Source organism: Bacillus alkalicellulosilyticus (assembly GCF_002019795.1).
GTDB classification, from domain to species: domain Bacteria; phylum Bacillota; class Bacilli; order Bacillales; family Bacillaceae_F; genus Bacillus_AO; species Bacillus_AO alkalicellulosilyticum.
Genome location: NZ_KV917381.1, coordinates 2,350,119 through 2,371,982 on the forward strand (window position 1 = coordinate 2,350,119; position 21,864 = coordinate 2,371,982).

Annotated in this window: 16 protein-coding genes; 1 reads left to right on the forward strand and 15 read right to left on the reverse strand. The window is 36.4% G+C overall.

Going from position 1 to position 21,864, the window contains the following annotated elements:
- Nucleotides 1–56: 56 nt before the first annotated feature.
- The 13 genes from BK585_RS11885 to helD all read right to left on the reverse strand — a co-directional run bounded on the left by BK585_RS11885 (nt 57) and on the right by helD (nt 18,130).
- Nucleotides 57–1,733 (reverse strand): PP2C family protein-serine/threonine phosphatase, encoded by a 1,677-nt coding sequence (locus BK585_RS11885; RefSeq protein ID WP_078553656.1) that lies wholly within the window; start codon nt 1,731–1,733, stop codon nt 57–59.
- Nucleotides 1,734–1,839: 106 nt separating this feature from the next.
- A complete protein-coding gene (locus BK585_RS11890) occupies nt 1,840–3,156 on the reverse strand; it encodes a DUF4129 domain-containing protein (protein ID WP_078553657.1) in 1,317 nt (438 codons plus the stop codon).
- A complete protein-coding gene (locus BK585_RS11895) occupies nt 3,146–4,267 on the reverse strand; it encodes a DUF58 domain-containing protein (RefSeq protein WP_170885562.1) in 1,122 nt (373 codons plus the stop codon). The genes BK585_RS11890 and BK585_RS11895 overlap by 11 nt, the downstream gene beginning before the upstream one ends.
- A 4-nt stretch (nt 4,268–4,271) precedes the next feature.
- A complete protein-coding gene (locus BK585_RS11900; RefSeq protein WP_078553659.1) occupies nt 4,272–5,231 on the reverse strand; it encodes an AAA family ATPase in 960 nt (319 codons plus the stop codon).
- A 150-nt stretch (nt 5,232–5,381) separates the two neighbouring features.
- Nucleotides 5,382–6,506 (reverse strand): SPFH domain-containing protein, encoded by a 1,125-nt coding sequence (locus tag BK585_RS11905; RefSeq protein WP_078556778.1) that lies wholly within the window; start codon nt 6,504–6,506, stop codon nt 5,382–5,384.
- Between the two features lie 48 nt (nt 6,507–6,554).
- Complete coding sequence (locus BK585_RS11910; protein WP_170885563.1) at nt 6,555–7,370, reverse strand: TPM domain-containing protein; 816 nt, start codon at nt 7,368–7,370, stop codon at nt 6,555–6,557.
- Nucleotides 7,367–8,395, reverse strand: coding sequence for a TFIIB-type zinc ribbon-containing protein (locus BK585_RS11915; protein ID WP_078553661.1), 1,029 nt, complete (start codon nt 8,393–8,395; stop codon nt 7,367–7,369). Before BK585_RS11915 ends, BK585_RS11910 begins: the two co-directional genes overlap by 4 nt.
- A 39-nt stretch (nt 8,396–8,434) precedes the next feature.
- Entirely contained in the window at nt 8,435–9,085 is a 651-nt protein-coding gene (locus BK585_RS11920) for a PspA/IM30 family protein (RefSeq protein ID WP_078553662.1), read from the reverse strand.
- 318 nt (nt 9,086–9,403) lie between these two features.
- A complete protein-coding gene (gene tnpA, locus BK585_RS11925; protein ID WP_078552590.1) occupies nt 9,404–9,889 on the reverse strand; it encodes an IS200/IS605 family transposase in 486 nt (161 codons plus the stop codon).
- A gap of 177 nt (nt 9,890–10,066) precedes the next feature.
- The gene (locus BK585_RS11930) at nt 10,067–12,601 is read right to left on the reverse strand and encodes a bifunctional diguanylate cyclase/phosphodiesterase (RefSeq protein ID WP_078553663.1); all 2,535 of its coding nucleotides are present in this window, start codon (nt 12,599–12,601) and stop codon (nt 10,067–10,069) included.
- Between the two features lie 167 nt (nt 12,602–12,768).
- Entirely contained in the window at nt 12,769–13,851 is a 1,083-nt protein-coding gene (locus BK585_RS11935) for an AbrB family transcriptional regulator (RefSeq protein ID WP_078553664.1), read from the reverse strand.
- Nucleotides 13,852–14,086: 235 nt separating this feature from the next.
- Entirely contained in the window at nt 14,087–15,616 is a 1,530-nt protein-coding gene (locus BK585_RS11940) for an FAD-dependent oxidoreductase (RefSeq protein ID WP_078553665.1), read from the reverse strand.
- A 180-nt stretch (nt 15,617–15,796) separates the two neighbouring features.
- Nucleotides 15,797–18,130 carry an RNA polymerase recycling motor HelD gene (helD, locus tag BK585_RS11945; protein ID WP_078553666.1) on the reverse strand — a complete coding sequence of 778 codons (2,334 nt, stop codon included), beginning with the start codon at nt 18,128–18,130 and terminating at the stop codon, nt 15,797–15,799.
- Nucleotides 18,131–18,348: 218 nt separating this feature from the next.
- Here helD and BK585_RS11950 point away from each other — a divergent pair, with 218 nt between their 5' ends.
- A complete protein-coding gene (locus BK585_RS11950; protein WP_078553667.1) occupies nt 18,349–19,776 on the forward strand; it encodes a hypothetical protein in 1,428 nt (475 codons plus the stop codon).
- A 483-nt stretch (nt 19,777–20,259) separates the two neighbouring features.
- Here BK585_RS11950 and BK585_RS11955 read toward each other — a convergent pair whose 3' ends face one another.
- Together BK585_RS11955 and BK585_RS11960 are read right to left on the reverse strand one after the other, a co-directional pair.
- A complete protein-coding gene (locus tag BK585_RS11955) occupies nt 20,260–21,072 on the reverse strand; it encodes a uroporphyrinogen-III synthase (protein WP_078553668.1) in 813 nt (270 codons plus the stop codon).
- Nucleotides 21,073–21,146: 74 nt separating this feature from the next.
- Complete coding sequence (locus BK585_RS11960) at nt 21,147–21,824, reverse strand: hypothetical protein (RefSeq protein WP_078553669.1); 678 nt, start codon at nt 21,822–21,824, stop codon at nt 21,147–21,149.
- Nucleotides 21,825–21,864: the final 40 nt, after the last annotated feature.

Genomic DNA, 21,864 nt, shown 5'->3' on the forward strand with positions numbered 1-21,864 from the left:
CATGAGATTGTTCAATGCCCTCTAATATTCTAACATTTACAGTCTTACATATTCTGTTATTTTTTTATATCTACTATCACTAAACAACTATCATCTTCATTAACCCTAGAATCATAGGTTGATAATAGTGATTCTTTATACTCTTCGATATCCTGTTTATGAGATTTCTGGAGGATTTCCCCCAAGTAAGCAATTTGTTGTTTTGGTGTGCCTTGAATTCTTTCAAGAAATCCATCCGTATATAACATTAACCTCCCCTTTTTCTTAAACCTAATAACATCAGATACAATGAGGGAATTTTCAATAATACCAATTGGGGGGCATGTCGATGGTAGTTGAACTACAGTCTCATCTTCTTCTTTCCATAGAAGAGTTGGATGACCTGCGTTAACATAGGTAATGGTTTTAGTTTCTATATCAATTAAAAGATAGACTGCCGTAAAATAGTAAGAATTTTCATTTGTGCTAAACATTTGAAGCATATGTCTAGATAATTCCTTCATGACTAGATACGGGTCTTTTACTCTCGTAATTACCCCCTGTGTAAGGGATTTAATGGACATACTAACTAAAGAAGAAGAAACTCCATGACCCATGACATCTAAAATAAGGACACCATATTGTTGTTCATCTATCTTGTACCAAGTATATAAGTCACCTGACAACTCTTCAGAAGGTTTATAATAAGATGAAATTGAAATAAAAAGGTCATCAATGGGCAAAGGCAATGTTTTTTCTTGAAGCTCTCTTGCTAGTGCTAGTTCTTCCAATTTATTGTTTAATAACTTTTCATTCTCAATCCTAGAAAGGATAATTCGTATCGAAAGAAGCACGAGTACTATAAAAATACCGATATCAACAAAATCAATAGTGCTCCGTGTTACATTATGAACGATTAGCCAGATAATTAAGAAAACCCCAAGTACTACTGGGTAAAATAACCTTTGAACAAGTGGACTTTTTTTAGGGGGGGGTTTTTGTATACGTTGGTCGTAAAATCCTGAGGCACCAACTAATAGCAATCCTAATGAAAAAAGAGGATCAATAAAACTACCTGTTTTATAAAAGCCACTAATCAATAACAAAGTATATAACACATGACTAACCGTAAAAACAAATATGCCTAGTAAAAAAATCTTCACTTGTTTAGTAATGGTAGTATAAAAATTAATTGCTAGTACCATAAATAGAACAGCTATATCAAAGAGCGGATAGACAAAAAAGAAAAAAATCTCTACCCATGAATTTGCACCAACTAACATTGGTCTAATAATATACTCTAGACTAAAAAACAAAATGATAGTGATGATACTAACGATCCCTAATAAATTATAAATGGTGTCAACTTTACTAAAATGTAACTTTAGTTGCAACAGTAAAGCTAATAATAAGAAAACTCCCTTTAAAAGGTAAAAAACATCAGCCCACCCGGGAAACGGTGTATATACTCCAATAACTAATTCATAAAAATTCCAAAAAGCTTGCCCTAAAAAATATGAAAGGCAGCTCATCAATAGCAATACCCAATATACTAGTTGCAAACCTGTTGATTTTATAATGGGATGAACAAGGAAGAGAGCTGCCAATAAAGGTGCTAAAACTTGAAATGTATTGGCTCCAAATAATAACCATTTTTCATTTTCAGCAAAGGCCACAAGCCATACATAATAACTAGAAATATAGCAAATAATGATAGGTAATGCTTGACTTGGATGTATTCGTAGAGTGCCCATTTTCCTTCACCATTTTCTATTGGTATATAGTACAATCATACCAAAGAACTAGAAAATTAAGTAGTTTTTCTTATGTTAAGAAGCATAGTATATATTTCCACTCCTATTAGCTTTTCTTCTCAACATAAGATTTTAGAATTACTATTTTTTCTTCGTCAATAGATTGGTCACCATAACGGGCTTGCTCATACAAAGTCACTAGTTCTGCCATTTCTTCGTCTGTTCTAGTTTTTTGAAGTTCCTGTAACATTTCACGTGCCGTTTGACTAGATTTCACTTCGAACCCCAGTTTCCGTTCAGCAACTAGTAGTTTTCGGAATAGGTAACGAACTTTATCGACATTTTTTAACTCATGCCACTTTGGTTCCCTTTCAACGATGGTAGCTAACCAATCCTTCATTTTACGTGTATATTCACTTCCGACATCTTTTACATTAAAAAGTGATTCTTTTTCATCAATATAGGAGTACTCTTCATCTTCATTTTCCTCTTTTGATGTAAGTTGAGTAAAGAAACGATATATCTTCCTCACCAATGCGTTCATAGCTCTGTATAGCTGTTTAATAAAATGATAGAGTACAAAAGCTAAAAATAGCACCGTTACGGTGAACATAATGTAGTATAAGATATTTTGGATGAGTTCCATCAACCACGATGTTTCTTTTGCTGGAGGTAAGCCTTCGTCAACCATTTCTTCTAATGATGTGCCGCCACCACTTTCAGGCTGTTCAAGTAATCCAGTTAACCAAGAAATAAACTGTCCAACTTTCGTGACAACATACCAGTATGCTGCTCTAATCCATCCTAAATTTGTAATAAGGACAAGTATAGAAATAAAGATGATCACAAATATCCGATTTTGCCATTTTAGCACTTTATTAATCGCTACTCTTTGCTGATCTGCTAATGTTGCTCCTCTGACATGTCTTGAATTGGATATAAAGAAAGCAAGCGATAAAGAAACAAAAATAACCCATGTCACGAACGTTACATATATCGAAAGTGATTCTGTTAGTCTAAAAATAAAGTAACAGACTAAATTTATCCCGATACCAGCCCATATTTTACTTACTGGTAAGAGATTCCACCATGCCTCATTGGCATATAGTACACCTCTGTACAAGAAAAATGCAGTAATCACTATCGAAAATATAATCGGAAGTGGTGACGCAAAGAATGCTAAAGTAAGAGCAAGACTGACAAGATAAACAATGATGATAAACACCCATCGCTTTTGGTCTCCAAGAACACGCTTCAATAATAACCCTATTAAAAAGGCAATTGGTAAGCTACTAACCCAAAGAAATAATTGTGTTGGTGGTACAATAAAATGTGAGAGTAACAACAATATTGGGAAAAGGAGAAAGAACTCTGTCAGCCCTTGCAACCATTTAGTTCCAACAAATTTTATTTTATCCCACATGATTTTCACCAGCCTTTAATTCGTCGTCATCTTTGAGATTGACAACCGTTACCGTGTTTCCAAGTTTCTCAAGATCAGCGATATGCTCTTTTGTTTTGTCACTAACAAAAGCGGCAAGAATGACGATATCACTGTTTGTAAGTTTATTGTCAATATCTTCTTTAAGAAAGTGATTAAAACTCATACTCTTTACCATCTTTAGCTTAGCCATACTTTCTAATAAATACGTAAAATGGCCTTTACCTGAACCAGATTCAATGCGAATAGAGGAAGGAACTTTTTCGGCTTTTTCTCCTGGTTCTAGTAGGTATGAATTACAACCAAACCCAGTATTAATTCCGTTTGAAATGGCATAATGTGCAATCGTCGCTGCATAGGATATGCCCTTTTCAATTAAACGGTCATCTGTGATAGGAATCCATAAATCATCAGATAAATCAAAGCTTACATATACTAGCAAGTTTGGGTCAGCCGTAGTATCTTTTTTATTCACTTGCAAAGAGCCTACCCTAGCCGTAGCGTTCCAGTTTATCGATTGCAATGGATCACCATAAGAATATTGTCTGACACCTGCGTGAACAAAAGGATCTTCAACAATCCATCTTCGAACAAGGATATCGCCCTGCCAAGAGTGAGATGGAAAAGGTATGTCTTCCATATCAATCAGTTGAGGTGTCACTAGTATAGAAGCATCAGTAGAAACTGTTTTATATGATTCATCCAAACCAAATAAATCTCCAAGTGTAAAAGAAACGGACTGCAATTGGTATTGACCTCTTCTCGCACAAACGACTTTATGTCTTCTCTTTATTTTTTGATATGGTAGCAAACTAAATAAACTCCGATGAAAATGGTCATTAACAACATCAAGGTTATCTTGTTTATGAAACTGCAAACTAGAATCGATCCGAGATTCTAATCTTAACCATGGCAGAGGTAATGGCTTTTTATTAGCAATTTCTTCAACCATTTCAATTTCATCGCCTTGAGAAACGACACTATGGGTAAAGTACCTAGAGTATTGTAGTCGTGATAACCCCCATTTGGCGAAAGCATAGCTTTGGGCTACCACAATAACAAATGAGAGAATAATTAACCAATGAATCCCCATCATTCTACCTTTGTAACTGTTCTTCTGTCGGAACAGTCATTTCGTTTAGGATACTATCAATGATGTGTTCAGCTTGGTTTTCTTTAAGACGCATCGATTGTGCTAGAACAATTCTATGAGCTAAAACCGGTTTACTCATTTGTTTTACGTCATCAGGAATGACATAGTCTCTACCTTGCAGTAAAGCATACACTTGGACAGCTTTCAATAATGCTTGACTTCCACGAGGACTCACACCTAACTGGATAGACGAATGACTTCTTGTTTTTTCTACAATATCGAGTATGTAACCGAGTATGTCATCACTGACGTGAACTTTCGAATATATATTTTGAGCTTGAATAATCATATCGCTTGTCGCAACGGGTTTAATGTCTTCAATAGGATTATTTTCTTTAAATCGTTTTAATATTTCAAGTCCTTCAGCTTTCGTTGGGTATCCGAGTTTTACTTTTAATAAAAAACGATCTAACTGAGCTTCAGGTAACGGAAATGTTCCCTGATTTTCTACAGGATTTTGTGTCGCAATGACCATAAATGGTCGGTCTAGTAATCTCGTTTCTCCATCGATTGTTACTTGTTTTTCTTCCATACTTTCTAATAGGCTCGATTGGGTTCGCGGTGTCGCTCGATTAATTTCATCAGCTAATACAATATTGGCAAAAATCGGTCCAGCTCTGAACTCAAACTCCCCTTTTTTTTGATTATAAAAATTGATTCCGCTTACATCTGTCGGTAGCAAATCTGGAGTAAACTGAATTCGCTTAAATGAGCAATCTAACGACTTTGCCATGGACTTTGCTAAAAGTGTCTTTCCCATCCCTGGGACATCTTCCAATAACACGTGTCCAGAAGAAATTAAAGCTACCAAGATCTGATCAATTGTATCTTCTTTTCCTATCATGACACGTTGAATATTCTGTTTTACTTTTTCTGCAACATCTTTAATGTGAGACATTTCCATAAAACAAACTCCTTTAATATAAATTTGACTCAAGTTCCTTCTATATTTAAGTGTAACATAACCTGCTAGAAAATTCGGTTATTTCCACTTTTACTCCAAAGCAAAAGGAGTACAAAGGCATTTTTCACCTTACTGTACTCCTATCTTTTATTATGGGACTAACTTATGACCGCAATTTCCACAAAAATTAGTGCCTCCTGTTTTTGTTCCACAATTAGGACAAAAGTTTGGCTTTTGTTCATTTGAAGGTGGTGGTGGTGTAGGTTGTTGAACCTGCTCTTGCTGTGGTGGTGCCACATATTGTGGCGGCTGTTGGTGTTGTCCTTGATTTGGATGTTGCTGTCCTTGATTCGGTTGGTAATATCCTTGTTGTGGATTATTATATTGATTCATCTGCTGTTGTTGTTGTTGTGGATTTAGGTTCATATTTTGAACCATATGACTACCTACATTGACTCCCATAACTAAGTTAGCCATTTCACTTGCTGTGCCCCCAGCGTGATTGCCTTTTCCAGTCTTCATAGACTCGGCCAATGCGTCTGTTAATACAACATCTTTATACTTATTAAGGTTACCAATCATTCCTTGAGAAGCAACTTCCGTTATCATATCTTGTATTTCTTTTGGATACGTAAAGCTGTTAATCGTAAAATCAGTGATATTTAACCCATTTTTCATGATTTCCATATCAAGGTCTTCTTTTATACCCCTTGAAATTTCAAGTGAATTCGCTTGTAAGTTAAACATGTCTTTTCCTTCTCTTGTAATCCACTTCATCAGTAACCCATCTAGAATCGATGTGATTCGTAATTTCACATCATTCACAACATAGCTTTTTTTGATACCTGCAACGTTATCAATAAGAGCGATATAATCCTTCACTTTGAAACTAAACGTTCCATTTGCTCGAATAGGTATCCCACCAGGAAGTGCTGGAGACGGAATATTAATCGCATTTCGGGTTCCCCACTTCACGATAAACGTTTTAGTGTTTACAAATAATACTTCAACACGCATTCCTGAATTAAAACCAAATCTAAATCCTTTTAATGTAGATAAAAAAGGAATGATTTCGGACTCAATGTTATAGTCGCCGGCCTCAGTGAAAATTCCTTCTATCTTTCCACTGTTAATAAAAATCGCATCTTGTCCTGATTGAAGGATAAGCTTACTTCCTTTTTTTACTTCGCGATTATCCCACTTCCAAAAAATCATATCATCACGAAATTCTTCCCACTCCACCACATTTGCTAATTGTCCTCTAAAAAATGACATATTAATATCCATTCCTTTCTCCGGTCATTATACTCAGATTTCCATCACTTAAAATCTACCTCGACCACCACTATACGAACGGCCCCCGCTTGTCATGCCACCTCGGCCACCGCCTGATGTAGGTCCGTTATTATTATTACTAGGCTTTCTTCGTTTCGTAACTGATTTACGAACAAAAGTATCTCTTTGTTGAAGTACCCTTGAGTTGGTAACATCCATATACGTTTTTCCGTTAATCGTTACTTTTCCACCCGTGTTAAATAACATAATCCCAACCACGATTCCTCCAACAAGAACTGACACAATGACTTGGAACCAGAGTTCAAACAAGATATTATCAGACTGATTTCCCGTTGGGGTTCCACTGTATACATTATCATTATGTACAGGGGGTTCCATTTCAAAATAATTTTCATACTGTTTAATAAATGATTCAAATGCGATCGAGTAGTCCTCAACTGCAACGTGAACTAACACACTATCAATTAATTCATCGATACGATAGCCATCTAAATAGCTTTCTGCCTTTCCAAAACCAATAACATAAATCTCGCGATAGCCCATATCAATCGTTAACATCGCAACGCTTTGTTCCTCACCATACCCTATGTTAGAAGACTCAACAAATTCACTGCTATAGTATTCGATATCTTGCCCTTTAGTATCATTCGTCGTAAGAAAGACAAAGTCAGTCTCATGTTTCATTGAATAATCCTGCGCTAATTTTTCAAGTGCCTCTTCTTCCGTATCACTTAAAAGGTTGGCATAATCATATATCCTCTGGGACGTTTCAGCTTGAGCACTACTATAAAACGCAAAAAACAGTATCAAAATAAATGCTATCAAACTAGTAGCTTTTCTCACCAGAATCCGCCTCCCATGAAGTAAGAGACAAGTTTTAAAGCTATGAATGTAGACCCAGCAACTCCTGAAAACCAAGCAGCTACTTTCGCTTTGCTGATTGGAGGTTTTCCAACCACTTTTCCAGTTTGACCATTCATCGCAAATGTGTGCTCTTGCTTATTAAAGTCGTAATAAACCATCCATACAGGAAGGAGAACATAATAACTTCTTTTTTTATTTGTATTGATTTGTTTATTTCGGTATGAGACCGTTGCATATCCCGAAATGGTAGAACCTATATACGAATCGATAAACCTCTGAATTTTAGATTTCACTCTTGAAAATAATTCTGTATCCGTAAAGTTATACTTTTCTGCCAGGTATCCAGCTAAGTAAGGAGTCCTAAAATCCTTTAAATCATTGTATTGATAAGGCTCTAACTTATCCATTAAGTCATCATTTAATTTTTCAGAGGCATCGACAGGAACTTTGAGGTAATTAAGGTCAATGTCACGATAAATATCATAATATTTTGTTTCTGTATAAATATAATCTCCTCTTGTATAAGTACGAACCTTCGTCCCAACAGCGGTTACTTTTGCTCTACTATGTAAATCATACATCCAAAAAGGAACATATATACCTGTCATTTCCTTAATGCGGTTACCACTCATGAAACCTTTAGGAGTCAATAATCCATTTTTACACCATTTTCTAAAAGCTAATTCTGCTTCTTCTTTATTAATTGAAAACGGAATGACCTTATCAGGAGCTAAGTTTCCAGAAACTCTATCTGCTAAAACTACGCCGGCCCCACAAAAACTACAAGAAGTCGCAGATGTATGGACTTCTGTAATAACAGATGCACCACAATTATCACAATGGTATTCCTTAGCCTCGTTATCTTCAAATGTACTCGTAATGAAGTCTTCATTTAAGTCTTGAATATTATCTTGATGTCCACAGCTATGACAGGTTAGTTTGCCAGATTGACTGTCAAAAGCCATATCATCTCCACAACTAGGACATTTATAATGAATAATCACAATGTTCACCTCTTTTTCTTACATCAGAAATTGATTAGATTATTTTTGATTTAGTTGTTTCTTTAGTTTTTGTAATTCTTCTTCAGCAGAAGGTGTTGAATTGCTTGAATGAAGGGTCGGTTCTCCCTCCTTAAAATCAAAAGGGTCCTTTTGTAATTCAGCTAGAGCTTCTGCTTCATACATACTCCTGTCCACCTCGTTTTCTATGTCTTTTAACTTGCTATCTATTTCATTTATGCTAGCAGAAGAATTTGCTAGGTTTGCTTTTTCTTTTAGCGCAGTGCGTCGAATTTCCAACTCCTGTAAATCACTCATTCTCTTTTCTTCCATTTGCCTTACTTTTTCAGCTGCTTCTTTTGTCATATCATATTTTTGTTGGAGCGACTTTTCTTGGGCAAGCAATTGAACTTTTTTTTCTAAAAAGAAACGAGCTTGCTCTTCATTTTCATTAGCTAGTGCCTTCTCTGCATAACGATGCATCTTAGTGATGTCTGATTGACACTCTAGCAGTGCTCTGTTCGCTCGTTGTTCTTCCATGACTACGGTAGCCAGTTCAGACTTAATCGTCGCTAATTCCCGAGTAAAATCACGATAATATTGGTCAATCGCTTTTACAGGATTTTTATGCTTCTCAAGTAGTGCATTAAGATTACTACTCATTACCGTTTTAAATCGTTGTAGAATACTCATTTTACACTTCCTTTTCTTTAACCATTTCGGATATGTATGTATACGTTTATCTCAAACCATTGGTTTCAGCAATTCGTCATGAAACTCTGTTATTTCATTATAACAAACAACTGGGTATATTTAGTAGATTTTTTTGCGTTGTCTTATTTCAGGACTGTTACACTGTTGGAACACGCAGAAATCAAAACCACCCGTGAGAACGGGTGGTTTGCTCTACGGCTGGAAGCCTTTGTTACTGACCAAACCCTAAAGGGCTACTGAACGGTTCGCCATGTGTACTACTTCTACTGGCCAGACCTCAAAGGCCTCTCCCCGTCCTTATACTTTTTTTCTCTTCTTTTTCACTTCTTCCCCCGTAAATGGGTCTACATATTCTAATAAACTCAACTGTTCTGCGACTATATCATCTTGTATTTGGTTTCGTATATATTCTTCTATTACCTTCTTATTTCTTCCAACTGTATCCACATAAAACCCAGTACACCAAAATTTTCGATTTCCATATCGATATTTTAAATTTGCATGCCGATCAAATATCATTAAGCTACTCTTCCCCTTTAAATACCCGACAAACGCCGACACACTTATCTTTGGCGGTATACTTACTAACATATGTATGTGGTCTTTACATGCTGTTGCCTCTATTATTTCTACTCCTTTCCTTTCGCACAATTTCCTCAATATTTCTCCTATATCTCTCTTTAATTTACCGTATATCGCTTGTCTTCTATACTTCGGTGCGAACACGATGTGATACTTACAATTCCATTTCGTATGTGCTAAACTGTTACTGTCTTTAGACATAAAAAACTCCTCCGTAAGCTATTATATTGGTTGGCGAACCAAATATATTTTAGCACCGCGGATGAGTTTTTTTAATACCTCGCTATAAGCTTTCCGGAACCCTAGGCCTAGCCTAGGGTTTTCTTTTTACAATAAAGGGTGTGACAAAAGGTTCAGTACAACCTTTTATCACACCCCTTAAGATACTAATTGATTTAAATTGTCCTGAAATTGTTTTGCAGGGATGGGCTTACTAAAATAAAATCCTTGCATTTCTGTGCATCGATGCTCAATTAAAAAGTCTTTTTGATAAGAGGTTTCTACCCCTTCTGCAATAATATCAAGCTGCAGTGTTTTCGCTAAATTAATGATGGCCTCAGCAATTTCAGTATTTTGATGATTTTGGTCAATATCTTGAATAAAGGACTTATCAATTTTTAATGTATTAATTGGAAATGACTTCAAATAACTGAGTGATGAATATCCTGTCCCAAAGTCATCTACTGAAATTTGAATACCATATTCTTTAAGTTCAGCCAAAGCCTTTATTGTTGTGTTTGTATTGTAAAGGAGAATTGATTCCGTAATTTCAATATGGAACCATTCTGGCTTTACGTCATATTCAGTTAAAATTTCTTTTACCCGTTGAACCATCTTCGCAGGTTCAGAAAATTGATTGGATGAAAAGTTCACAGCTACAGTCATTGGTTCTTTGACCAGTTTATTCCATTGAACGACTTGCTTACATGCTTTTCTCATCACGATTTCCCAAATTGGGTCAATCAGACCGACTTCTTCAGCAACAGGAATAAAATTGACGGGCGAAACAAAGCCTAGGACTTCGTCATTCCAACGAACTAATGCCTCGGCACCAATGATTCGATTTGTATACCCATCCACTTTAGGTTGATAGTAGACATCAATGGAATCATTTACGATTGCTTTTCTCAACCTTGCTTCAATTAGTAGACGCTCGTCTGTAATGTCTTTTATCTTTTGATGATAGAACGTGTATTTATTCCCACCCTGCGATTTTGATTCATACATCGCTAAATCAGCATAGGAGACTAATAGATTTACATCCTTTGTATGATTTGGATACATTGATATCCCAATACTTGCTTTAATGTATATCTCATGGTCATCAAGGAAAACAGGAACTTGTAATTTCTCTAGTAACCTAGTAACTTTCTCCTCGACTATTTCGGTTGACGCATTATCAATTAGTACAATAAATTCATCTCCGCCTTGCCTAGCGACCAATTCATTCTCATTCGAAAAACATTTAAGAATCCTTTTTGCCATTAAAGAAATTAGTTCATCACCTTTTGCATGGCCAAGCGAATCGTTCACATGTTTAAAACGATCCAAATCTATAAACAAAAGAGCAAATGGCAAGCCTTTCTCCTCATATACTTGCTCAAGGATGTCTAGGCGTTCTTTGACAAATCGTCGATTAGGAAGGCTAGTTAATGGGTCATGGTATGCTTGATAGTGAATAATTCCTTTACTTTCTTCTAAGTCTTCTGTATATTTTTTTAAACTTTTACTCAATTGATTAACATCTTTTGCTAATCCACCAAGCTCATCTTTCCGGCTTACAGTTACTTGCTTTAAAAAATTCCCCTTAGCAATTTCATTCACGGTCTCTGCTATATCAGATATCGGTTTTGATAAGGAACGTGATACCGAAAAAGATATCCCGACAACTAAAAAGATAAACAAAAGAGACATTAAAATATGGTCATTTAACTCTTCTTTCAATTGAGCATCAATATAGTCATAGTCATATGAAATTCCTACAACATACCTCGAGTTATCCTCAGCCAGTACAGGAACAAACGTTTTTATAACCTCGGTCTCTTGAAGGATTTCTCGGTAAGAAGTCGACATTCCTGTTTTAATGGCGTTCATAATGTGGTCTCGGTCTTTATCAACGTTATGAATATTATATTTTCCGTACCATATCGGCTGTTCTGAAAGTCGAACATACGTATTTCCGTTTAAACTAATCGCCTCTTCAACCATCCCGAAATTTTTGGGATTAAATACAGTTAATTCAAGTAAACCTGGGTACGTATCAAGCAAACGGTCAATGGCTCGTTCTGGACCAAAGGCTTGTTCAAAATCATGAATTTTTTCATCTCTGAAATAAGGATTGATTAAATAATCAGTTGTCCCATCATAATAATACCCCCACTTATCTGTATGTTCAGGGTTTGATGAAGCAATTTCAATAGGGCCTGTCCAATAGTTTGATAAAGTCATTCCCTCTTCAACAGTAACATCTTCTTTCGCCATTAATTGTTGAAAAGCTTTGTGCCAATATCCCCATTCGTTTGTAGAAAGACCAATTTGATGGTGATCAGTGGACCTTACGCCAACTATATCATCCTCTGTTTTTGCAAACAGCGTGATATGAGAGACCATCAATTCATCAGCAAGAGCAGATAATGTATCATTATCAATTTCCTCATAAGTTGATGGTAAAGATTTCGATATCGCAACCGAAGCCGTGCGTAATTCTCGCCCAATAATATCTTCAATAAATAATGAAGCTTCCTTTGAATATTGTATTTGGTCGGCAATCTTATTGCTAATGATTTCAATTTCTGTTTCGTACTCTTCAATTACTTTAGATTCCCATCGAATATAATGAGTAGCACTAAATGTAATTAAGATTATAAGAACAATAGATGTAAACACAATTGGTATCTTATTTTTTATGGACATGAGGATCCTCCTAGAAGTTAAAACAACGCATCACAAACCTTTATATGCAATACTTCAGATTATACCACAATAGTCTCGGTCTGATTACAGGATTAAATTACTATAATAATCCCTTAATCTAACTATTTTTCAAATAAAACTACTTTCATTTTTCTTGTTATTTACCACTATAGAATCGATTTTCCGGTAATACCTTTTAATTCCTTATTCCTATTTTCTGGTTTTGAAAGCAACCACCATTTTAATACAGGTGGTACTAAAAGCAATATTATCAGAAGACGCATAAACTGAAGTGAGCTAACGATAGACGCATCTGCACCAATTGCTTTTGCTGTTAACACCATTTCAATCAGCCCTCCTGGCGCAAAACTTAACATAGCCGTATCCAATGATACGTCTGTAAGGATAGAAAAAACGAAGCCAAGACCAAATGCAGTAAGAATTGTCACAACAGTTAAGCTAAAAAATACTAAGCTATACCTACCACCTATTTTTAACTCTCTTAACTGAATAATAGAACCAATACTCACACCAATAGCGAGCTGGGCAAGTAATACCGTCCAATTTGGTAGCAAAGGGAGTTCTACTCCGACAACATTAAGTATAGCGGTAGCAAATAATGGTACAACGACATAAGCAGCAACTATCTTTTTTCGAAGAAAGAGAGCAAATGCAATTGGGAGTAACAACCAGAAGTAAGTTGCTATAGGGATTCTTTCTTCTGTTACAGGAATGCTTACGTCTATGTCTATTATCTCAGAAGGTGTAAATAAATGAAACACTACAAAAGGTACAGCTAAAACGACTGTTAACAAACGAATCGTCTGAAAGATGGTGACTAAGCCCACATTCCCTTTTAAGGAATCACTAATAGCAACCATTTCTGTTAACCCACCAGGTATCCCTGATAAAATACTTGTCGTCTTTGGGATTGAAAACCATTTACTAATTAAAAGGGTATGGCAAACACATAAAAAAAGTAATAGGATTGTTAAAAAAGCAAAAGGTACGATATAAGGGCCGATGACGATGAACGTTTCCCTAGTGAATGATAGGCCAAAATAAATACCTAACGTAATAAAACTTCCATTCTTAAAATAGCTTGGCTGGTGGGTTTCACGATTTAACGTAAGCTTCCACAAAACAATCATGACGATTGGACCAAGAAGCCAAGGCAATGGCAGATTTAAAATAGTAAATATGAATATACCAATAATTCCAATGAGATACGTTTCAAACATAACTTTCATTACTGTCTCATTCCTTCTATAGCTGTGATTATCGCAATTTCTTATAAGATGGTATCCATTATATCACAGACTATTTATGGGAAATGGCCAGCTATCTTGAAGGAACTGAAAAATTTGATTTTTTAATTTTCAGTGGCTTCCTATCCTTCTATTCTAATTCTCTTTGCCCTAAGTATAAAAAATAGAGTAATGACACATGAATAACTTCATGGAACATCACCCTATTTAAAACTGTTTATAATGTTGTCATTTGATTTAACGGTTTTTTAGCTGGTCCTTCAATGACTTCTCCGTCTACAGCATATCTTGAACCATGGCACGGACAATCCCATGTTCTTTCTCCTGAATTCCACTCCACCTCACAGTACATATGAGTACAAGTGGAATCTACAACAAACACTTCACCGTCTTTATTTTTATAAGCCCCACATCGGACCCCATTAACATTTACAATTGAGCCCTCATCCAACCCTAAATCTTCTGGACTTTTTTCGGGTAGGTCTAACTTTCCTGTGATAAATTCTTTTGCCACATTTACATTTTCTTTAATAAACTTTTTAATACTTGGGTCAGCCACAAAGCGAGATGGACTATAAAGCTCTGTATATTGATTATGTTTGTTTTGAATGATGTCCGAAATAATATGTGCAGCAACCGTACTATTTGTCATTCCCCACTTACGATAGCCAGCCGCCACATATATGTTCGGATTGTTTGTCGAAATCGATCCGACATATGGAAGTTTATCAGGTGTAATTAAATCCTGTGCCGACCATCGATAGGAGATGTCTTTAATTCCTATTGTCTCTTTTGCATATTCCTCTAATGCACGATAATGTTCTAATGTGGATTTTCCTTGACCTGTTTTATGATGTTCCCCACTCACTAAAATAAGTTTTTCATCATTATTATCGATTGTATACCGAAGTGACCGAGTAGGAGTTTCTGCGTTTATGTACATTCCCCCTGAAAATTCTTTTTCGGGTTTAACCGCTACTACATAAGAACGGTCTGCGTACAACCTTGAAAAATAAAGGCCACTGCCATCTTTAAATGGATAATGAGAAGCACATACAACATGATTACAGCTTATCTTTGATCCGTTTTTAGTAATAACCACTGGTTTTTTTCCATCCTGGATATCTACTGCAGGTGTATTTTCGTATATTTTCCCATTTGCAGCTACAATGTCATCAAGTAAACTCTTCAAATATTGTAAAGGGTGAAATTGCGCTTGTTTATCCATTCTTACTGCCGCTTTTATTTCAACAGGAATATCTACTTTTTCTTGATAACCACCTTGAATGCCTAACTTTTCATAAGCTCGAAATTCGTTTTCTAGCTTTGATAAATACTGTTCAGAGTTTGTAAATAAAAAGGCGTCTTCCGTGTTTACCTTTGCATCAAGCTGCTTTTCCTCTATATAACTTGTGATAAATTGTTTCGCATTATCATTTGCTTCGTAATATAAACGTGCTTGCTCCGTTCCAAAATGCTGGATAAATTCATCATAAATTAAACCATGTTGTGCTGTAATTTTGGCAGTTGTATGTCCTGTTGTTCCATTCGCAAGAGAATCTGCCTCGATCAGTGCAACATCAATTCCTTGCTTCGTTAATAAATAAGCGGTCGTTATTCCCGTCATACCTCCCCCAACCACTGCTACATCTACATGAATATCTTCTGCAAGGTGTGGAAACGTCGGTAATGAGGTTGAAACTCTCCAATACGGTTCTGGGGCATTCGGTTGATTATGGTTTGACATCCTATTTCCTCCTACTTTAATTCGTCGTTGTATTTTTCCACATTTGATGGAAAATATGACTATTTTAAAGAAAAGGAAGAAATCCGTTTAATCTTTAAAAACAGGGATGAGACATAACTAGGTTAAATAGTAGGCCGTGATAAAAGGAAAAAACCTTCTGTCACGGCCTCATTTTATCGATTACTTTTCGTTTGTATATTCATCAAATGTATCTTCAGATATTTCTTTTAGATAAGGTGTTACTTCGTTTTTATAGAAAAGGGTAAGTGAGTGCATCGCTCTAGTGCATGCTGTGTAGAAAAGCTTTCGTTCACTTTCTAGGTGATAGGCTTGCGCGGATGCATTATAAATAATAACCGCATCAAATTCTACCCCTTTCGCTAAATACGACGGGATGATTAACGTTCCGGATTCATAGCCACCCGAGTGCTTTGTTACTTTTGTCACATCTATTTGTTCTTGAAGGTGTTCATACGCCTGTTCACATTCAACCTCTGTTTTACAGATTACCGCAATCGTTTCCTGTCCTTCTTTTTGAAGTTCTTTAATTCTATGAACGACTTTTCTGTTTAAATCCTTACAATCTCTTGCTTGTATTAGCATAGGCTTGTGACCATTACGATTAAATGGAATGATATCTGCATTTATCATTTGTTTTGTAAACTCAACAATTTGCTTTGTCGAGCGATAACTTTTTGTTAGTTGATAACTTTCCACTTGCTCCTTTGAAAATAAAGAGAGTAATGATGAAAAACTATCTGTTGTTGAATGTGTAAAAATCGATTGATTTCCGTCACCTAAAATGGTCATTTTGGCTCGTGGAAACAACTTTACAATAAATGCAAATTGAAAAGGTGAATAATCTTGGGCCTCATCAATAAATACATGGCGAATCATTGTATTCACCTGGAATCCACCAATTTGTTCTTTCACATATAAGTATGGTGTTACATCCTCATATGGCAAAAAACCGGCATGTAATTGCTCTTTGGTATAGTTCCCTATTTGTTTCCACTGCTCATCGTCTAAAGTTGAGGTTTTCGCATTAGCAGGTGAAAACAACTCACTATAAATCGTTTGAAAATCTACAAACTCCATTTGTTTAATTTGGTTTCGAATGGATTTTAACGACCGTTTCACTACATACGCTGCTAATATTTCATGTTCCCTGTCAAACTCCATAAATACCGTATGTTGCTTTTTCTCATTTTGCACTTTTTGATGAGCTTTCAAAAGGATCTCATTATCAAGTAACTCTATTTCTTTATCGACCCACTCTTTTTTCCGTTCCTCTAATTCAATTTCCCTTACGGCTTTTAGCAATTGTTCTATTACAAAATTCAAACGGTTTGGAAGGGAGAGATGTTGGTCTGTTTCGTAAAACCATGAATGAATGGTTTTACCTGATATGATTTCTTTACCACGATGTTCTAAAGAGTGAAAAAAGACCCCCTCTTTTTTTAACCCTTCCACATATCCATCAACCATTTTCATAAAAGTGAATGAGGATTTAAATTGTATACTTTGGATTCTTGTCTGGTAAGCTGGATTTTTCGTTTCACTCAAAATATATTCCATTTGAGTAAAAGGATCTTCAATAGTAAATTCTGATGCCAACCGATGGTGCACATATTCCTGAAAGGTCGTTTGTTGCATGTTCTCCTCACCAAGCTCTGGCAAAACAGAACGAACATAACTATTGAACATTGAGTTTGGTGAAAAGAGAACAATATTCTCAGCCTCAATCGTATCGCGGTATCGATATAATAAATAGGCAACACGCTGAAGCGCTGCTGAAGTCTTTCCGCTACCAGCCACCCCTTGAACAAGTAATATCCGTGATTTTTCATTTCGAATAATCACGTTTTGTTCTTGTTGAATTGTTGCTACAATGCTCTTCATTTGCGAGTCTGCTTGTTTGCCTAACACTTCCTGGAGAAGCTCGTCTCCGATGGTCACTCCAGTATCAAACATATGTAATAGCTGACCCTGACGGATAATATACTGCTTTTTTAATTTTACCTGTCCGGAAATTTGTTCATATGGGGTTTCGTAATGGGCTGGACCAGGCCCAAAATCATAATACATGCTAGAAATAGGTGCTCTCCAGTCATAGACATAAAAATCTACCCCATTTTTATCTACAAAAGATGCCGTTCCGATATAAATCGGCTCTGTTTCCTCATTATCCTCTTGAAAATCAATTCTCCCAAAGTAAGGACTATGCTTTAACCGTTCCAAACTTTTAAATTGTTTATTCGCATGGTGATGAGAACGTTCTCGCTCGTTCAACAGTTCCGCTTGTTGTTTAATGCTCGCAAAGGTTTCTGAAACTTCTTCGGCATTGTCTAAGTTAACCGTAACGTCATCCCAAAACTTTTTTCTTATATCAAAAACATCACCTTTAACTGTTCCTAGTTGAATCAAAAGGTCAGCTAACCTGTCATTTATTTTTGCGACGACCATATCCACTCGTTTTTGCTCATTTTCAACATTCGTTGGGTGCTGACTCATACTCCTCACCTACTCCTTGTTTTCTATATTCTTACGGTATTCGCGTATGTTCTATTCTAGTATCACCACTCAAAAAAGTAAAATAAAGACTTACATTCATTTGGAATATTCTCCTTTTTTAAACAAGAATTTGAAGGTCCAATGATACACACTTACCCACCTTTTAGCATAGGCTATTGTAATCTAAAATTTTCATCCAGAAAGGAGCAACTCTTGTAATGGAATTAACTATCGCTCATTGGATGTATCTAGTAGGCACATGCCTTATCATTGTAACGATGCTTTTCCGCCAAAATGTAGTCGTTCCCGCAATACTTATGACATTTGTTGTCGGGTGGTTATATACGGGGTCATTTACTTTAGGCCTTCAGTCTATCTTTAATGCAAGTGTTACAGCGGCTACTCAGCTGTTTCACATCTTCTTAATCATAGCGATTATGACTGCCTTGCTTCATGCATTAAAGGCAATTGGGTCAGACAAACAAATGATCGTACCATTCCAGAAAGTAATGAATAACGGTCATACTTCCTTTTGGATTTTAGTGTTTGTCACGTACGCCATTTCACTATTCTTCTGGCCCGCTCCAGCAGTACCATTAATTGGGGCGTTACTCATCCCTGTTGCTATTAAAGCAGGACTTCCTCCAATCGGTGCAGCCCTTGCCATTTCTATTGCCGGACACGGTATGGCATTGTCATCAGACTTTGTCATTCAAGCTGCTCCAGCACTAACTGCTTCGGTCTCCGGGCTAGAAGCAGGAGCAATCACTGAAAAAACATTAATTATGTCATTAATAACAGGTGCCGTCGCACTCCTAATCGTGTATTTCACACAACGAAAAGAAATAAAAAAACCTTCCCAAGAGCTCCTGTCGAAATGGGAAAACCAAGACCAAGAAGATAACCTGATAAAAACGGATGACTCTATTAATTCTACGAAATCCCAGTACAGTTTTTTATTTGCTGTATTAGTCCCCATTGTCTTTTTGGCAATCGTCATCTATGTTGTTCTTGCTACATTCACAAGCGCTATCCCGTCAATGGAAGGTGGTGCAGGTGCAGCTTTAATCGGAGGAACAGCCGCCATATTAATAATTGCAACAGCCTTTGCGAAAGATTTTAAATCTTCTCTTGAAGATGTAAGTTCGTATATTCGTCAAGGTCTCATGTTTGCCTTCAAAGTAATGGGAGTCGTTATCCCGATTGCCGGTTTCTTTTTTATCGGAAGTGGTGATTATTCACCTAGAATTCTAGGGGTTGAAGCCGATAGCGCACCAGCCTTTTTATTTGACCTTGTCAATGCAGGCCAACACGCTATACCAGAAAACACCTTTATAACGGCGTTTGGGATATTACTTCTCGGAATGGTATCAGGCCTAGACGGGTCAGGTTTTTCTGGGTTACCTTTAATTGGTGGATTAGCTGATGCCTTTGGTCAAACCGTGGGAGTCGACGGAAACACATTGGCCGCTATAGGGCAGATGGGTGCAATTTGGGTTGGTGGCGGTACGTTAGTCGCATGGTCACCGATCATAGCGATTGCTGGTTTTGCAAAAATCTCTGTCATTGATCTCGTTCGAAAAAGCTTTTTCCCAGTAATCATTGGTTTAACCGTTTCAACCATATTCGCCCTACTATTTCTATAAGAAAATAGGGTTCCAAAAAGGTATGTTACCTTTTTGGAACCCTTAGTATATAGCCTATTAAATCTTACTCTACTAATCAATTAGCCTGACTTAAACCTTTTGAAAAATGGTACCTTTCCTTTCCCCTCGCATGGCGAACAATTAACTGTCCCTTGACCAGAACATTGACTACACTTATGGTGACCGTAATCAAATCCCGTACCACTGCATTTCCTACAAGTGGAAAATCCATTACCTTCACAACTTTTACATTTCATTTGTTTTCCTCCTTAATCTTTGATAGGAGCATAACTTTAAGAAGTAGAAGCTATATGTATTTTACACTTATTTCCTCTTTATTAAATGAATCTTTTTACCCATTATTTCAACAACACATTGCCCCATTGAATACTCTGGTACGTTTTCCTTCAAAATGGTTTGTGCGGATATTATAAAGCGGGTGGGACAAATGGTTGTTTACCTTTCGCCCCACCCTCTTCCTTATTATTTTTGATTATCATAATACCTTGAAAGTTCAATAATCATTGCACCCATTCGCTCAAGTTCAGGAGCGATATAACGTGTAATCCCCTCTTCAACCATTGCTTCTGATGTCACCTTTCCAACAGAAACAGCTAATACATCTGCCGTGAATGCCATTAAAATTTCTTCTTTTATCCCCTGCTGTTGGGCATATGTAAGGAGCGATCTGACTTGAATCGCGGTAGTAAAGCAAACCGCATCTACGTGACGGTCAATAATTTCTTTACACAACAGTTCAGCCGTATGTTCCTCAGGTGGTATATGCTGATAAGGTAATAATTGAAGCACGGTTGCACCACGGTCCGTAAGAAATTCAATTAATCGTGGGGCAGGGTCGCCATGAAGTTGAACTGTCACTCGCTTTCCTTGAAAGTCATAGTCTACTAAAGCTTTAGCAAGTCCTGCGGTTGTTCCATCTTCATCAACTGCAAATGGTGTAACTCCTAATTTCTTTAGTACACCGAATGTTTTATATCCTCTTGAAGCTACCTCAGCCTCTTGTAAAACCTGCAAGAAATCTTCTTTTCTCCTGATGTTTTCTGCAATCGATAGTAAGGTTTCAGTTCCAATTCCTGTTGTTAAAATCAGTACATCTGTACCTTCCTCAACTAAACGCTGAAGGTCAGGTTTAACTTGTTCCTCATCTAAAAACACAGTCCCTTGCATCGGTCGTATTAACGCTTTTCCGCCTTGTTTCTCAATTAATAGAGTCATTTCATCCGTTTTACGAGAAGCGGCAAGAACAACTGTCTTCCCTGTTAATCCATTCCCCATTACAATCCCTCTTTCTCACTGATTCAACATTTCTCTTCTTATACCTTACTATGTTTGCTAGCAGGAGACAACTTCTAACTAACACTTGAAGTTCTTGATTCACAAATTTTTTTCAGAGCTTTATAGCCGTTCCTTGTTATTTTAAAACTCTCATCAACATATTTTAATTTTTCTAAGGATTGAATCGTTTTTGGGTCAAGAGTAGAGCGAATCTTGGCTAACTTTTCATTCAAAACCATCATTGACCCTTTATTGATGACATCTGGTTGTAACTTTGAGCTAAGTTCTTTAATACATTCGGATTTACTAAAATATTTTTTTGTATCATTCATTGCTTGTTCTAATTTCATCTTTGCCTTTAAGACATCTTGCTTAAGAAAGAATAATTCCGTATCTTTTTTCATGATTTTATCACGATACGCTTGCTTTTCTGCCTCGTCTAATTCAGCTTTTGTAAATAGTGTTTCTAGCATTTGTGTTTTCCCTAAATTGACTCTTGCTATTTCTTTTTCAAGATCATCATCGTTTGTAGTTATGAATTCATTTTTTGGTGACTGTACGGTTTGCGCGTGATTACGTTTTGAATACATAGAATAAGAAATAAACAATAATAAGCATATGACAAATAAACGATAAATGATTTCATGAAAAATCGCAGCATAAATAAACATGGCAGTAGCACAACACAAGAGAACGAATATAACCCATCTTCCTGCTGTCTTCAAATATGGTAGTTTTTTAATTGGTTTCATCTCCATCCCCCCAATCATAGATTATATGATGAAACGCAAC

Excerpts from the sequence above, each read along its gene's own strand:
- tnpA (WP_078552590.1), bottom strand. The coding sequence starts at position 9,889 with ATGTCTAAAGACAGTAACAGTTTAGCACATACGAAATGGAATTGTAAG.
- BK585_RS11895 (WP_170885562.1), bottom strand. The coding sequence starts at position 4,267 with ATGGGGATTCATTGGTTAATTATTCTCTCATTTGTTATTGTGGTAGCC.
- BK585_RS11955 (WP_078553668.1), bottom strand. The coding sequence starts at position 21,072 with ATGGGGAATGGATTAACAGGGAAGACAGTTGTTCTTGCCGCTTCTCGT.
- BK585_RS11920 (WP_078553662.1), bottom strand. The coding sequence starts at position 9,085 with ATGAGTATTCTACAACGATTTAAAACGGTAATGAGTAGTAATCTTAAT.
- BK585_RS11950 (WP_078553667.1), top strand. The coding sequence starts at position 18,349 with ATGGAATTAACTATCGCTCATTGGATGTATCTAGTAGGCACATGCCTT.
- BK585_RS11900 (WP_078553659.1), bottom strand. The coding sequence starts at position 5,231 with ATGGAAATGTCTCACATTAAAGATGTTGCAGAAAAAGTAAAACAGAAT.
- BK585_RS11885 (WP_078553656.1), bottom strand. The coding sequence starts at position 1,733 with ATGGGCACTCTACGAATACATCCAAGTCAAGCATTACCTATCATTATT.
- BK585_RS11935 (WP_078553664.1), bottom strand. The coding sequence starts at position 13,851 with ATGAAAGTTATGTTTGAAACGTATCTCATTGGAATTATTGGTATATTC.
- BK585_RS11940 (WP_078553665.1), bottom strand. The coding sequence starts at position 15,616 with ATGTCAAACCATAATCAACCGAATGCCCCAGAACCGTATTGGAGAGTT.
- helD (WP_078553666.1), bottom strand. The coding sequence starts at position 18,130 with ATGAGTCAGCACCCAACGAATGTTGAAAATGAGCAAAAACGAGTGGAT.
- BK585_RS11890 (WP_078553657.1), bottom strand. The coding sequence starts at position 3,156 with ATGTGGGATAAAATAAAATTTGTTGGAACTAAATGGTTGCAAGGGCTG.
- BK585_RS11960 (WP_078553669.1), bottom strand. The coding sequence starts at position 21,824 with ATGAAACCAATTAAAAAACTACCATATTTGAAGACAGCAGGAAGATGG.
- BK585_RS11905 (WP_078556778.1), bottom strand. The coding sequence starts at position 6,506 with ATGTCATTTTTTAGAGGACAATTAGCAAATGTGGTGGAGTGGGAAGAA.
- BK585_RS11930 (WP_078553663.1), bottom strand. The coding sequence starts at position 12,601 with ATGTCCATAAAAAATAAGATACCAATTGTGTTTACATCTATTGTTCTT.